The organism is Heliobacterium mobile, assembly GCF_009720735.1.
GTDB lineage: Bacteria > Bacillota > Desulfitobacteriia > Heliobacteriales > Heliobacteriaceae > Heliobacterium > Heliobacterium mobile.
This window is the reverse complement of the sequence record NZ_WNKU01000008.1, coordinates 1-14,892: the sequence shown is the minus strand read 5'-3', so window position 1 is coordinate 14,892 and position 14,892 is coordinate 1. Positions and strand designations below refer to the sequence as shown.

The window sequence follows — 14,892 nt, the reverse complement described above, 5'->3', positions numbered from 1 at the left end:
GCGAAGAACCCATCAACATGTGCTTTTATTATAATACCTGTATTGGAGAGTGGATACAATGATCACTATGAAGTTAAGAAATCTATAGCAAACTTTTCTGTATAAACAACAATGACATTCCGTTACATTTATAGACTGTTTTAAACCTGCATTAGATATCGGTCGATGAAATTTGTTCTCTAAAAAGAGAAGGATTCTCAATGGAAAATTATAAGCATGTGTCTTAGATTTCTATTTTTAATCGGGAGATGGAAGCGGAGTCTGCGTAAGTTCTTCGATTAACGCTCTGACCGTTTTTAAGGCATCTTTATCTTTGCTTGAAATCTGAGTTATACGGTAACATATATAATTACTTAAAGTTATCTTCGAGGGAAAAATCCATAATAAAATATGATCTCCCTTTTTAGCATAATACTTATATTCCTTTTCGCACAGGCCGAAAATCGTTCGAATCTCATTCTCAGACAAATGAAGATTCTTTGCTTCTGCCCAACGTATAATTCGAAGTGCCAGATCGGATAGATCCTTAGAAAAATCATAGTACATTTGACCCAGTTCGTCTTTGGATTGTTCCAACGCTTTAGCTTCTAGCTTCAGTGCAACTAGGGATTTAGCGTATTGATGTTTTAGTTTTCTTCGGAAGGGGAGGCTATTTCTTTCGAAACAGAGTGCCATCTGATGTAGCTCTTTGACGATTCGGCTAGAAGCCAGGATATAAGGCATCACATTCATGGAACCGTATCGCATCCTTTCTTAGCCTAAGACTGTGGGAAAATATTAAAGTTATTACCTCTGGCAAGAAATTATTGTACCTTTATCCAAGAACCAATACGTTTCAATTATAACAGAAATAGACATAAAACATCAAAAAGGCTCAAGACTTTTCCCCCTGGAGCCTGCCCTATAATATGAATATTATGAAAAAAGGCCTGACATTAAATCTAAATGTGTTTGATTCATAATTCGACAAAACATCTTATTTTTAACCCCTTGTAGCAATAAAAATCTATTGTATGATGTAAACATACATAATTTTCATATTTTACAGGGGGATTTCAATGAAGACACTTCAGCTAACGTTAACGCACAAATTTTTTCAAAGTTCGGCTGAACAAATTCGTGAGCAAGGGGTACCCCGATGCTATGAATGCCTGCGAATTCTTCACGCAGGGGACAAAATTGACTCCTGGTGGCCTCAGTCAACCAGGCAAAACGTATGTCGTGCTTGCGAAGAAAACAATGCGGCAGAACGTCGCCGTTTCGCTTGGAATACCCCCTGTATGGCTAAACCAAAGGAAATTGAAACCGCTAGGTCGCTTCTCGCCATGTATCGGGAATCGAGACAAAACCAGAAGCACATTTCTGATAAATTGCTTTCTGAGGGATCCGTCGATAAGGAGACTTTTCGACTTAGTCAACATGATTATCGTTCTGCTATTTTAAGCATTGCTAGGGCGGGTCTGCCGGAGAGAGCCTGGAAAGCTGCAGGATTAACGTTTGATGAAATCGAAGAAGCAGAGCTCGACTTGCTGTACGGTTTTACATTTAAGGATCACCAACCAAGGTTGGTGCTATAATAACCAAAAACCGAAAAGCTTTGTCACTAAAAGGCGTCCGGCTGCATCCTCAGCCGAACGCTTTTTTTGCCTAAAACCTCTAATTCCACAAACATTTATTAGTATCCCTGTGAAACCTGGCAACGAATACAATCGACTATAATTGATGGCATCAAGCTATTGATTCCCTCGTACGGCCTGTTGGTAATATTCGATAATAAACCAACGTAAGATTCTTTTTGAGTGCCGCTTCATGGTATAGCGACCAGAAGAAATGGAGCAAGCCATCTCGAATCTTTGCACTGACTATCAATTCAAGGCGCAAATAGATGATTACTCTCGACAAAAAACGTAATATTACTGTAATTATTATACTTTATCAACAGTTAGAGTAACTATTTCTGTGGATATCGTGAATAACTTAGGAAAATTGAGAACTTTACTTTAAATATTTGTCGAAGATAAAGTGTAAACGGCATTTAAAGTATCCCCTCCATGGCAGGTCCGGCGGGTACACTGGGTGAAGATGAGTAGGCAACCCCATTTTCCGGGTTTATTGTGGCATGACTGTGTATCACCCTCGGGTAGCGCTACGATTCATTAAGCATAGTGTTCAATTGAAGGAGTAAAAGCTCTATGTTGAGGCTAATCACTATTTGTCCAAGTGTTTCTCTGGTCTGTTGAATTATCTCAAAGTTATCCACGAAATTACCTCGAACAAAAGATTTTACTTACTTTTCGGAATCCTTATCTTCATCCAAACGCCTCATCGAAGGAGCTAAAATTGGTCTAATCAGTGACTTAGGGTTTTTAACGCCCTCTTCATTGAACTGCCGTTTTATTATTGCCAAAATGAGGTATCTTGCGAATATACTGGCTGCAACAACCATGATAAAGTAATGAACCAAAGAGTAGAATTTCCATTATCCTGCTTTTGTCAAGAAGCTTCCACCAGCTATAGTGAATAACTACCAGCATCCCTACGATTGAACACCAACCTCTGGAAAAAAGCTCGGATTGCAGGTAATGCTGCAGCGATAGTTGGTTAAACAAGATTCTTGCGTCCAAAAGCATTGCATCAGTAACCATTTTAACCCTACCTTCTATTTTTGTTGCAGAAAGTAGGTTTCCCAAAAGAGTCAGTTTCAAACGAGACACTCAACAAAAAAAGCCCAACATTTAAAACTTCGACTTCCCTTTTCGCCCCACTGGGGATAACCTACACCTGCCTCCTAGAAGATCTGTTGATCTTGAACTTGAAAGGAGCGGTGTTTCTTTATGACCTCCCAAGGTATCAAGCTCGGCCATAGATGCGTCTCCCCACGCATGGTCGGTTACTGGGTAGCCCATGTTTTGTTAGTTAAAAAATCATATTAAAGAGGAAAACGTTCGGTCCATTGTGGACGAACGCTTAGTATGGTTTAGAAGAAGTACAGTTTTGGAACCATTACCGTCGGTCTGTTAAACAAACAACGAAAATGAATAATAATTTTCTTCCTCTGAGTTTAACGGAATAACAATCATGTGATACCAATCGTCCCCGGTTGGTCTTACACAATTATACCTATGGATATATTGTTTCGCTGAACCGTTCAAAACAGACTTTATCCCTCTAACAACATCCAAAGCATCTGCGATACCATCTCCAGCTGCTTTCTCGCAAATCTTAAAGTAATTTACTCCTACACCAGCTAGAGACGTATCGCTAACATCGTTTTCTATTGCAGTTCTATCCCAATAATTATTAACGTAGGTGATGTAGCCCTTATCGTTTATAACCGATAGCATTACTGGAAGTGAATCAAGTATTAAAGATCTAAACCCTTCACTTTTCCGGAGTTGCAGTTTTGGGGGCAGTGATGCCGTTGGGGGTATAAGTAAAACGGGGAATACAGAAACTTTTGGTGTTCGTGAGCTGAGTGAAAATTTTCACAGAAAAAATTGGACTGTTATTGATTGACAGAAAATAATTATAGTTGGTACTATTACTATAACATGTGATTGTTATGACAATGGGTGAAACAAAACCCCCAATGGCGAATATGTAAGGAGGGATAGTCGTGTCTGAATTTGAGAGCGTAAAAAAAGGTTCGGAAACGAAGTTGACCGGAAAATCTAGTAATCACGTGCCTCAAACTCTTCATTCGAATATTAACGGGATATTACAGATGGCACAAATCAACCCAAATTTATTAACACCTCAGCATATTCTACAACTTCAGCGGACTATTGGAAACAGGGCAGTTCTACAGTTGTTGACGCAGAAGCCAGTTCAGAGAGGGCAGGAAACTAAGGGGGAAGAAGAGGTCCCTGTACAAGGGAAGGTTGAGATTGTTCAGAGGGTAGGGGAAAAATCCGAGGAAGATGAGGAAATGGATTCTCTTCAGATGATGCAGGAATCTTATGAAATAGTTCAAAGGGAAGCCTTACCGGAAGAAGCAGAGGAAGAAATGCCGATTCAGGGAAAGTATGATACGGTGCAACACTTTTCAGAAAGTGCCGCACCGATTTACGCAAAGACCGATTCCACCAAGACTGGAAGTGGTGTGCCGATCAACGATGATCTTTCTCTTGAACATGAGGCCGACGTGATGGGAGCAAAGGCGTTGCAGCGTGTGGTCGAAACGGAAGAAGAGGAAACGCCGGTGCAGGGGAAGTTAGGCGAGGTTGGGCAGAAGAAGGAAGGCAAAGCGATGCCGAACAATACAGGATTACCGGATAATTTGAAGGCAGGCGTGGAGAGTTTAAGTGGGATGAGTATGGACAATGTTAGGGTACATTTTAATTCAGATAAGCCAGCACAAGTGGGAGCGTTGGCGTACGCACAAGGAACGGATATTCATGTGGGTCCAGGACAAGAGCAGTATTTACCGCATGAGGCGTGGCATGTGGTACAGCAGAAGGAGGGAAGGGTTAGACCGACGGTGCAAGTAAAGGAAGTAGCTATAAATAATGATGCTGAGTTGAAACGGGAAGCCAATGAGATGGTAGCATTCTCGAAAGGGACTCCTTCATATCAAACCATACAATCACAGATTAAAAGTATGAAAGCAATTAATGGTAATGACAATCGTATTATGCAAAGAATGGTAGCAATCGCGAAAAAATCTATATCGGGAGATTTTATCGAATCAAACTCAATTCAATATGCGTTGGAGCGAGCTGGAGGTCCGATCGGGTTATTAACAGATCTTAAATATAACGAACTTTTAGATGGTGCCACTCTATACATAGTAGCACACGGTTCAAAGGAGAGCTCTGGGGAGTATACCGGAGAAGAAATAGCTAATATATTGATAAAGAATGGATTAAAAAATCAAAAGAATATAGAAATTATATTCACCTCATGCCATGCAGGAGAAGGTAAAAGTAATCCCAAAACAGATTCAGTTGTAGCGATAATTGCTCAAAAATTAAAAGAGAGCGGCATAACTGAAATAACAATATCGGGAGCAAAAGGATTATCAATAAAATCGAGTGCTACAGGAGATGATTTTTTTGTAATTAAACCAGATAAAGAAAGTAAGTATTGGCCTATACAAAAGGCATTAATCGATAAATATAGTCCGAAAAAAGAATTTGAACAGTGGGTTGCTACACATCCAAAACCGACAATAGAAGAAAGAGCGTATGCTGCATCACAAATAGCCCGAGACTTTTATACAGAGTTAGTTTCAGAAATTTCTAAAGAAGAAGGATTAATATATCCTAATCAAGAAGCTATTTCAACTATAAAAATTAATGAAAAAGGCGAATTGTTTTATAAAGAACGAAATATGGGTTTAAGTCCGTTTGCATTCGATATCGAAGACTATGGTAGTCAATGGGAGAAACTCTGACAGTAATTTTCGCTTATTTTAACTGCTTGCTTATCCCAGCTCAACAAGTACACGACGCGAGTATCCCAAGTCGTTGAACAAAAAAATGATGTCAACACAACGAAGGAAAAACTGGAACTGATGTTGTAAGTTTGCAGAATGTCACATTATCAGGTATACCGGCTAAAAATCGCCGTGAAAGGGGGGACGATAATTTGTCCGCTTTTATTCCGTTATTTATTGCCATTTTGGTTGGCACAATACTATACATAACTATAGGATGGTGGGGGTTTCTTGTAATTTTCCCTTGGATTGGTACATCTATTTCTTTGGGCATGTACTTGCAACGAAATTTACGTACAGAACGAAAAAACGTAGGGCGTCGTGTTTCCATCCTACTAATCTTACCTGTGTTTTTATTTTTCCTACCTATAACTGATAAACAAAACCTACAGTTGGAAGGGATTGTTTTTCTACTATTAGTCGGGTCCTATTCTGGAGGAGTAATCCACTATATTATAGCAAAAGTAATAGGGCCTCTCATATGGGGAAGGGGGTTTTGTGGTTGGGCCTGTTGGACAGCAGCAATACTCGATTGGCTACCTGTTTATAAAACAGATAAAATCCCAGACGCCATGAGGAAATTTCGCTTTATCCCTTTAGTGATTTCAATTATGGTTCCACTGATTATGGTCTTTTTGTTTAGTTATGATGTGAATCGGGACTATTTGGACAAAAGAGAAATAATTTGGATGATGGTTGGAAACATTGTGTATTACCTCATTGGTATCCCTTTGGCATTTTTACTTAAAGATCGTCGAGCTTTCTGTAAGGTCGCTTGTCCCGTATCGATAATTATGAAAGTACCCAGTTCGGTTAGTTTGGTTTGCATAAAACCAACAAATAACAAATGTATTCGATGTGGGCGTTGTAACAAATCATGCCCTATGGATGTCGATGTGATGGGTTACATAAGCCAAGGGAAAAAAGTAAGAGATACAGAATGTATTCTTTGCTTTGAATGTACTCAAGTTTGTCCAATAAAAGCAATTTAATAAAGAACGGGTATCAACCGATTAACGACAATCCATAATAACCTCTTACAATCGCCCATTAGTGGTAATAATCTACCCATTATTCTTTACCTTTCCTCTTGTAACCCATATCTCAGTTTGTAGTATCGTTAATAAAAGTGCAAAAAGACGTATTCTGCATTATAATATTTCACACCATTTTTGTGGGTTAGTATATCATTCTTACTTCCGATTCTAGGGATGGTATTTTACTGGTTCATGAATCACTCAGCTCTCACTAGATCAGGGGATTAAGTGAGGAATAACTAAAATCTTTTTTTATATTATTGAGAATGACACAACTTGCGATTGATTAAACAAGTTGGGTGTTGATAAGCCGTGGACAAAGATACATGGACACATTTGATTAACGTCGCCGATGTGTACGAAGCTGAAGTTGTCGAATCCATACTTCAAGAAGCAAACATTCCATTTCTGCGTAAATACGTTGGAACAGACGGATATCTAAAGATAGTAACTGGAGGTACTTTTAATAATGTTGAATTATATGTTCCAGAGATTTTTTACGACGATGCGGTCAATTTAATCTCTATATCGTATGAAGAAGATAATTCCAGTGATGAAACATATCAACAAGATAAGTCACATTGGTCTGAAATTATTCTTATCGCGATTGCTTTCTCCTTACTATATGGATTATTTATGGTTTTAGCTAATCAATAAATATGAGTGAGATTTCCGTCGTTTTTTAACAGTCTACCGGATAATGAATCGATCATCCAAAATAAACCTAACACCAAGATCTTAACGGAAAAGTTTACAAACAAAAACGACTACAAAAGAGAAAGTTTTACTTTATTTGAAAAAATGAATATATAGAGGGGATTTTTTCATACAACATAGTTTTCTCTTTTAATCGGATGTACCTACCTCTATCATGCTCAGAAGGAAAAGTAGTTCAAACTATCGTTGAGCCTCAGAATTACCCAAAGGATTATTTGTTTAAGAACCGTGAAGAAGATTAAGAAGTTGTCTTTTTGACACAAAAAGCCGATTGGTCGCTTTTGGACATCGAACATATGTTTTCCACAGACGTAAAATTAATGAAAACCACAGCCTCCGGCATTAGTGGACGTGCCTCCCGACTGAGCCGTGTCGGCAGCATGGTTATGCCGTCAGATCGAATGTCGGTGAAGGGCAAGCGAGATTACCGGCGGCCAGGTCTGTTGATCAGGGTTCCATTTGATGAGTTTGATCGGATGAAGTACGTGCAATATGTCCAACTGCTGCCTAAATGGCAGGAGAAGTATGGCGAAAATTATATTTGACGGGAATGGGGGCTGACAAAGTATAGATGGGAGGTTATTATTGAGGCCTTGGAATCGATAAAGCCGGAATTACCAACGTTAGATAATCTCAGCAACTTTTTCGATTTCTGTGGCCGATGAAGCTAATTGCTCCATTGACGCCGATATTTCTTGTGTTGCGGCCGCTTGTCGTTCTCCTAAAGCAGCAGTATTATTAACCTTTTCACTAATTAAAAGCATAGATTTCTTAATTTCCGAAAGTATATTGTCAATCTCTTTAACGGATTTTTCGCTTTCGTTTGCCATCTTGCGAATTTCCTCAGCAACAACTGCAAATCCTTTTCCTAGGTCATCTACCCGTGCCGCTTCAATTGAAGCGTTGAGCCCGCACCGATGACATTTCCATTTTCATAAGTAATTGGTACAGTAGTTGATTTAACAGGTATTCCGTAAACTTCCTTCGGAACTAAAAGTATGATTTTTTCACCTGTATCTAAGCATCGACTCACACCACCTGATGGAGGTAATCGATTGCCCGCCGTGATTTTTGTGTCGATTTCCTTCCCTGATAGGTAATAAAGAAACTTTTCTTTATCTGTGACTGCTAACATGCCATCGAGCGGGAGAACTTTTTGGAAATAGGGCAGAGTCGTTTGGAACGCTTTTAACAAATCGTCGATATTGGAATCTTTTCCTTGGCTTGTCACATTACCAACACCATTTAATTTTATTTATTTCATAATATCACCATTAAGCGTAATGTTCAAAAACAATACACAAAAACTGATATGAATTTAATTCTCTTGTTTATCTAAATATCTTTGCATCTTTCTGTAATATTTTCTCGTAAATACTTACTATACTAATGCTCCTTTCCTAGATAACCTACACCTGCCTCCCTTGTAATCAGTCAATCTTGAACATCGAGAGAAGCAGGTGTTTCTTTATGACCTATGCCCGATCAAGAAATATAAAAAGCGTGCGCAGTTTCCACCGCCGCACGCTTGAAGTAAGTTTGTCGATTAGTAAGCACCAAAACCCATACCAAAACCGGTGCCGAGGATGGCTATAATGATAATCAAGATAGCCAAAGCTACGATGCTATTTCCGATATAGCCACCGGTCATGCCACCACATGCACCCATGTTCCTTCCTCCTCTCTTAACTAACAACCGTCACCAGCGTAACCGACGCCAATAATCGCAGGGTAAAAAGCTCCAATAACGATGAGAGTAATAATAAGTCCCACTACAGTCGGGAACCCCACATAACCACCAGCAAAAGCAGCACCCATGGGAACTCCTCCTTTCAAATTTAAATGAAGGCTTACTTACAATACCAGTTTATGGTGGAAATATATTCCATGTGAACAAAAAACCGCCGGGAATTCATTCCCAACGGTTAAGCATTGGAGCTTTGGCTATTTTGATCATCATATAACGATTCTCGGTACCCATTATTACTTTATGAAAAATTCACCCATTTGTGAGTTCTTTTATAAGGAATCTAGCTGTTATGGATTTTATCCTGTATAGGTAATGATCTTTTATTACAGTTGGGGCATTTCACGTAGCGACGAAATCCTGCATGGAGCGAAAAAATATATTTCCAGAAAGTTAGCTTAAACGACTGACCACAGTTTGGACATGCAAAGTGCGTAATTCTCGCTCGAACGGCAGCTATGGCAAACAAAAAAATTATGATAATGAGGGCTTTTGAGCGAATCATATTCCTTCCTTTCCTCTAGTCGTTTAGATTAATATAAGTATGCCCAACTCTAAAATTAAACTTCTCTTCCCACCCAAACTAGAGATAACATACACCTGCCTCCACGAAAATCAGTCGATCTGAAACGGCGAAAGGAGCAGGTGTTTTATTATGGCATCATCACAAAATAAGACTGGACAAGGCTCGGAATATCAAAATAGAAATTTATTGGGTGACCCAAGTCCATACCGACCAAGATGTTAGAGGAAAATCGAAATACGCCCGAAGAACTTTCAAAACAGAGGGCGAAGCCCTACAGTTCGGAAGCCCAAACCGTCTCCCAAGAAAATCAGCGTCTTCACCGTAGATCAAATGAAAGAATTTATGTCCTGCAATATATCGAACGGACGAGTAAGAGAGAAGAGTACGTGGATGACGTGTTGGTCTTAACGACCAAAAATGGAAAGGTGGTTAGCCAACGGAATCTGGGAGAGAGATAAGTTTATTAAAGATTGCTATAATCAGTTAAAACCAAACGGATATATGACTTTTACTACTATTTCAAAAGAAGCTCCAATGTATGGAAAGGGTAAACAACTGGGTAAAGACTATTTCGAGACAAAGGAAGGGGTAAAAATGTTTTTTTATGATTCTCACTCGATAAAACAAGAATTTGGAAAATGTGTACTGGTGGAATTTGCAAAGATTCACTTGAGTAAAACGTAATAACTCCTCCGAATTTTGAAGTAAATTATTGAAATTAGTCTCTAAATAGCCAAGCTTTTCTAATTTACCCATCCTGTTCGTTCAAGGCTATTAATAGCTCCACTGGTCAAGGTGTGTTAATAGCATAAAGCAAGTAGCCTACGGGGAGCTAACGATACAACAAGTAAAAATAACCTCTAATAACGAGATTGGACTACTTGGTAAATCTCTGAATGTAATGACTTTATATAGGACGGTAAGGAGTTCGGCGACAGTAAATGCTAACTTAGGGGAACTACCCCTATATCCCCTGTAAGGCCGCTGTAATGGCTTACGTACGATTTGACCGCTGTTATGATGGTATAGGAGGTCGTTCTAAAGGGCGTAGGGGGGCCTGGAGGGGGGATTGGATGGAGAAAAATGATAGAAAAAACAGGTATTAAGTCAATTGTCCTTTAATTTCTGAGTATGATAATCTTAAAATCCCTTCATTTTCAAATTTCCATCTGCCTACCGGGATGTTGAGCTCCCGTTATTTTTTTTTGAGGAATTTTAGGGTGAGCTATGTCTAGCAAAAAACTCAACCGCCCGTCACAACCGTATGGATAAGACACGTATTGGAGGCAGTGAAGAGGGGCGGTTTTGATTGTAAAATCGAGCTTAAAATAATAGATGTATATGTAACTATAATGCCGCATAAAATCTATCGTTCTCGACAAATATTGGTGAGGAGGAATATAAGTGGCTTTCAAGAAAAGTCCGTTATTTGGTGGGACTGGCGGAGGTTATTTTGAGGATAATTTAACCGAAATAGTACAACTTATTAAGGTGGATATCTATAGTGGAACATATATTGATTCAATTCGATATACTTTCAAAGACGTTTACGGAAATACGCGTGATATAACACATGGCGGTGGTGGTGGGAGTCTCGCGGCAAATATTATCCTAGCTGAAGATGAGTATATAAATTTTGTAAGTATAAAGTTCGGGAACGTTATAGATCACCTTGAACTGGAGACTAACAAAGGGAGACATTTCTATGCGGGTGGGACTGGTGGTGGTAAACCGGTAGAATTTTCTGGACGTATAAGTGGTTTTTATGGTAGAGCAGGTAGCCTAATAGATGCAATAGGATTCTTTATTCCAGCTTAGGGATGATATTTCTCTGATTCTGAAGCAGCCCGTAATTATTATGGGCTGTTTTTTTTATCACCAACGGCCGATGTACAACTTGTCACATCGGCAAATGTACAGTTGGAATAAATTGGTTTTATTACCCCTAAACCCCCATATCCACTTTAAGGCCGCTGTGATGGCCCACGTTAGATTTGAGACCCGTTGTGGTATGAATGGACTGTACTGGTCAAAAACGAAAACGGCCCAAACAAGACCCACCAAATTAACCAAGATCCTAAAACGAAAAACGGTTACCGGCGAATTCCGATAACCGAGGATTTGGTGAGGCAGTTAAAGAGGTGGCAAGTTATACAGTACACGAGCTGATGGCAGAAGGTGAGGACAATGAGGACGATGGGCTGGTTGTGACAACAAAGAAGGGCCGGATGGTTACTCAGCGAAACCTGGCCACCAAGTTTCATCGACTGTTAGACAAAGCGGAAGTTCCGAAGACCAATCTTTACTGATTACGGCATACCTACGACACTCGGTTGCTTGAGGCTGGTGTTCATCCGAAGGTAGTGCAGGAATTATTGGGCCACGGCAGCATCAGAATCACGCTCGATACTTATAGCCACTCCGACGTCAAACAAGCGCCATCGATAAAATCGAAGGGATGTTAAGTCCGAGGAAGATGGGGTAATAACAACTGAATATCGGCCTTTAGAAAAACGTTAAAAAACTGATTAACAGTCAATGCAATAGATAAACGCTAGGAAGAAGGAGGAGGAAATCGACTGATGGCGTCAAAGAATAAAATTATTAACCAACAGGAAGGCTTAAGTCTTTTGTATTAAATAAAACGCAGTAGTCGGTTAGCTCCTCCTATTGAAGAAAGATTAATCGGAACCCTAATCATGCCCAAATGTTAGAATTTGAATTCGGGGTATTGCAAAAAACAGGAACACAGGAGATGTGGGATATGAAGATCAATCGAATAGATCATGTGGGTGTAGTCGTAAATGATCTTTCAGCGGCTAAAGCGTTTTTTCTCGATTTTGGACTTGAATTGCTAGGGGAAGGAGAAGTGGACGGGGAATGGGTGGATAGGGTTGTTGGACTTAATAACGTTAAAGCAAAATGTGTAGTTTTCAGGACGTCAGATGGTCAGGCAAATATAGAGCTATTTAAATTTTATACGCCCTCGGATGAGCAAGGTATTCTAAAACCCTCTGCAAATACACTGGGTATCCGACATATTGCATTTGCCGTTGACGATATTGAAGCTATTGTTGCCAAATTAAAAAAGAAGGGCACGGAAATCTTTAGTGAGATACAGCAATATAAAGAAAGGTATAAGTTATGCTTAGTTCGTGGGCCAGAGGGGATTATTTTGGAGTTGTCTGAGGAAATCAAATAAGTGCGTAACTTGCCCACAGTCGACACTGATATCGAACGATTATTTTTCACCGACGTAAAACAAAAGAAAACCACAGCCTCCGGCATCCGTGGCCATGCCTCCCGACTGGGCCGTGTCGGCAGCATGGTCATGCCATTTGATCGGATGTCTGGGAAGGCCAAGCGAGATTATTGGCAGCCTGGGCCATTGATCACTTATTCATTATTTGAGGATTTAGTGCCTTTCGATGTGTTTGATCGGATGAAGTACGAGCAACATGTTCAACTGCTTCCTAAGTGGCGGAAGAAGTACGGAGATGAATATATTCGTCGGGAATGGGGGCTGTCGAGGTTCGGGTTTAATATAATTTTAGAGGCTATTACCTCGCGGTGACTGATTGTTTTAGCTCGTCCATAATTTTGAAAATGTCAGTTGACAATCTTTCTAACTCTAAATTTAATTTTTGGGTTTCTGTAATATTATTTTTTTTGTACATTTGAATTGCCTCAGCACATTTTTGATGAAATTGGGAATGTAATAAGCCAAGTTGCTTGAACGATTCAAAATGTGAAAACAATTTTTGACCATCGCTATTATACCACTTACCTAATTTACAAGCATTATGGTCACTTACGTTTTTTTCATCTAATTCAAGAAGACCTCTAAGCATGTAGGAAATACGCACTTTCCATAATAGATGGTCTGTTTTAGTTAAATCCAGAACTTCATTCGTCGATAAATGAATTTTATTTTTTCCTATCTCGGTTCTTACAGCATTTGCTGAACTCAATAATTCAAGGAGACTAACATTGCTTTTCTGCATCATTTCATTAAGAGAGGATGTACGGAAAGATATATCATTTATTGTCGCTTGGATTTCCTCGAAGGTGGCAGTTTGTTCCTGAGCGATAGGAGCGAGGTTTTGGATTGAACGGCCTATATTTTCAAAAACTTGAATTAAGCTTGTTGCGTTTCGACTTACCACGTTAACCGCTCCGGAATTTTGATCAAAAGATTTATTCATATTATGAAAAGATGTATTCATGTTTTCTACTTCGGAGCGTATGTACCCCAACTGCTTAGTTATCTGTTCTACAGATAATTGTGACTGATTGGCAAGAGTTCTTATTTCTTCAGCCACAACTGCAAAACCGCGACCATATTCACCGGCCCGGGCTGCTTCTATAGCAGCGTTCAACGCCAATAGATTCGTTTTATTTGATATAGACTTTACCGAGGATACCAGAATATCTATTCGACTGGTCGATTGATGCAATTCATTTACTTTTTTTGAAATCAGGTCCAAGTTCGTTTGAGAGTTAGAAGTTTCATTTATAACTGTCGATATACTAGAATTTGTTTCGGTTATCGAAATTTTCCCATCGTCGGTCTGATTTGCTGTTAAGTCAATTGTCTGAGCGAAGTCACTTACGGACTCAGAAAGTTGAGTTACAGCTGTTGCAATCTGCTCAAAATTGCTAGTTAAAATTTCGAATTGACTAGATAACTGATTAACATAATTCCCACTATGTACTCCTTCATATACAACATTATTTAAGTCTATAGTAAGGCGTCTTATTTGCGATTCATGCTTATCAATTAACCTGTTGATTAATAAGGAAACCGGGGCTAAAGGGTTATCTCTTGGTAAGTTAATCCTTAATGTATAATCTCCCTCACAGATTTTCTCAAGGGAACTAATGATGGGGGTTAAATCAATTCTCTCTGTTGATGTTGAATGCTTTTCTTGATGCCAGAACATGACATAACCTCCTAGGAATATTCGTATAATATTTTTCTAACCTAATTATAACACTTGGAGTTGGGGTTAACTATAATTCTGATTCACTGTACTTACCAAAGATACTGTATACATCACAAAAGTAATTTTATGATAGGTTAAGCCCGTAATTTTGAAAATAATCGAACATCAGCAACAAAGGGAGCAGGGTACTGCAACTAACTCACTGGAGACAAATAATAAAGCGTGGGCAGTTTCTACTGCCGCACGCTTGAATTAAATTTATCGATTAGAAACCTGCACCGAAGCCCATTCCAAATCCGGTGCCTAGGATGGCTATAATGATAATCAAGATAGCCAAGGCAACAATGCTATTTCCGATATAGCCTCCGCCTGTGCCGCACCCGCATGCACCCATGTTCCTTCCTCCTCTCTTAACTAACAACCGTCACCAGCGTAACCGACGCCAATAATCGCAGGGTAAAAAGCTCCAATAACGATGAGAG

The 14,892-nt window shown here is 39.4% G+C and carries 16 protein-coding genes and 1 pseudogene; 10 read left to right on the top strand and 7 right to left on the bottom strand.

The features are described 5' to 3' along the window. Positions 1-237 precede the first annotated feature (237 nt). Positions 238-732, bottom strand: coding sequence for a hypothetical protein (locus GJ688_RS08505; protein ID WP_155476128.1), 495 nt, complete (start codon positions 730-732; stop codon positions 238-240). Between the two features lie 326 nt (positions 733-1,058). On the opposite strand from GJ688_RS08505, the gene GJ688_RS08500 reads away from it, so the two are divergent. The 5 genes from GJ688_RS08500 (at position 1,059) to GJ688_RS08475 (ending at position 7,736) form a co-directional block, all read left to right on the top strand. After that, positions 1,059-1,577, top strand: coding sequence for a hypothetical protein (locus GJ688_RS08500; RefSeq protein WP_155476127.1), 519 nt, complete (start codon positions 1,059-1,061; stop codon positions 1,575-1,577). Positions 1,578-3,616: 2,039 nt separating this feature from the next. Beyond that, positions 3,617-5,395, top strand: coding sequence for an eCIS core domain-containing protein (locus GJ688_RS21315; protein ID WP_328597339.1), 1,779 nt, complete (start codon positions 3,617-3,619; stop codon positions 5,393-5,395). Between the two features lie 194 nt (positions 5,396-5,589). Then, a complete protein-coding gene (locus GJ688_RS08485) occupies positions 5,590-6,429 on the top strand; it encodes a 4Fe-4S binding protein (protein ID WP_155476125.1) in 840 nt (279 codons plus the stop codon). Positions 6,430-6,786: 357 nt separating this feature from the next. Then, positions 6,787-7,131: a putative signal transducing protein gene (locus tag GJ688_RS08480; RefSeq protein WP_155476124.1), complete on the top strand. Its 345-nt coding sequence runs from the start codon at positions 6,787-6,789 to the stop codon at positions 7,129-7,131. Between the two features lie 314 nt (positions 7,132-7,445). Continuing rightward, positions 7,446-7,736 (top strand): hypothetical protein, encoded by a 291-nt coding sequence (locus GJ688_RS08475; RefSeq protein WP_170291806.1) that lies wholly within the window; start codon positions 7,446-7,448, stop codon positions 7,734-7,736. Between the two features lie 78 nt (positions 7,737-7,814). Here the strand turns inward: GJ688_RS08475 and GJ688_RS08470 are convergent, their stop codons facing one another. The 4 genes from GJ688_RS08470 to GJ688_RS21010 form a co-directional block, all read right to left on the bottom strand. Continuing rightward, positions 7,815-8,087, bottom strand: coding sequence for a methyl-accepting chemotaxis protein (locus GJ688_RS08470; protein WP_170291827.1), 273 nt, complete (start codon positions 8,085-8,087; stop codon positions 7,815-7,817). Then, positions 8,069-8,422, bottom strand: a complete 354-nt coding sequence (locus GJ688_RS08465; protein WP_155476121.1) for a hypothetical protein — start codon at positions 8,420-8,422, stop codon at positions 8,069-8,071. Before GJ688_RS08465 ends, GJ688_RS08470 begins: the two co-directional genes overlap by 19 nt. Before the next feature lie 315 nt (positions 8,423-8,737). Beyond that, positions 8,738-8,860 (bottom strand): hypothetical protein, encoded by a 123-nt coding sequence (locus GJ688_RS21015; protein WP_268892054.1) that lies wholly within the window; start codon positions 8,858-8,860, stop codon positions 8,738-8,740. 20 nt (positions 8,861-8,880) lie between these two features. Then, positions 8,881-9,009, bottom strand: a complete 129-nt coding sequence (locus GJ688_RS21010) for a hypothetical protein (protein WP_268892053.1) — start codon at positions 9,007-9,009, stop codon at positions 8,881-8,883. A 1,859-nt stretch (positions 9,010-10,868) separates the two neighbouring features. Here GJ688_RS21010 and GJ688_RS20630 point away from each other — a divergent pair. The 5 genes and pseudogenes from GJ688_RS20630 (at position 10,869) to GJ688_RS08440 (ending at position 13,038) form a co-directional block, all read left to right on the top strand. After that, entirely contained in the window at positions 10,869-11,282 is a 414-nt protein-coding gene (locus GJ688_RS20630; protein ID WP_155476120.1) for a jacalin-like lectin, read from the top strand. Between the two features lie 323 nt (positions 11,283-11,605). Continuing rightward, entirely contained in the window at positions 11,606-11,773 is a 168-nt protein-coding gene (locus tag GJ688_RS20430) for a hypothetical protein (RefSeq protein ID WP_207708785.1), read from the top strand. A 12-nt stretch (positions 11,774-11,785) separates the two neighbouring features. Continuing rightward, positions 11,786-11,929, top strand: a pseudogene (locus GJ688_RS21535) (tyrosine-type recombinase/integrase); the annotation flags it as partial. Positions 11,930-12,228: 299 nt separating this feature from the next. Beyond that, a complete protein-coding gene (locus GJ688_RS08445; RefSeq protein ID WP_155476258.1) occupies positions 12,229-12,666 on the top strand; it encodes a VOC family protein in 438 nt (145 codons plus the stop codon). Next, positions 12,667-13,038 carry a hypothetical protein gene (locus tag GJ688_RS08440; RefSeq protein ID WP_155476119.1) on the top strand — a complete coding sequence of 124 codons (372 nt, stop codon included), beginning with the start codon at positions 12,667-12,669 and terminating at the stop codon, positions 13,036-13,038. It begins immediately after the preceding gene. On the opposite strand, the gene GJ688_RS08435 is transcribed toward GJ688_RS08440, so the two are convergent. Together GJ688_RS08435 and GJ688_RS21005 are read right to left on the bottom strand one after the other, a co-directional pair. Then, on the bottom strand, positions 13,025-14,407 hold the full coding sequence (locus GJ688_RS08435) for a methyl-accepting chemotaxis protein (protein ID WP_155476118.1): 1,383 nt from the start codon (positions 14,405-14,407) through the stop codon (positions 13,025-13,027). The two genes, GJ688_RS08440 and GJ688_RS08435, sit on opposite strands and share 14 nt — an antisense overlap. Before the next feature lie 268 nt (positions 14,408-14,675). Then, on the bottom strand, positions 14,676-14,804 hold the full coding sequence (locus tag GJ688_RS21005) for a hypothetical protein (RefSeq protein ID WP_268892052.1): 129 nt from the start codon (positions 14,802-14,804) through the stop codon (positions 14,676-14,678). Positions 14,805-14,892: the final 88 nt, after the last annotated feature.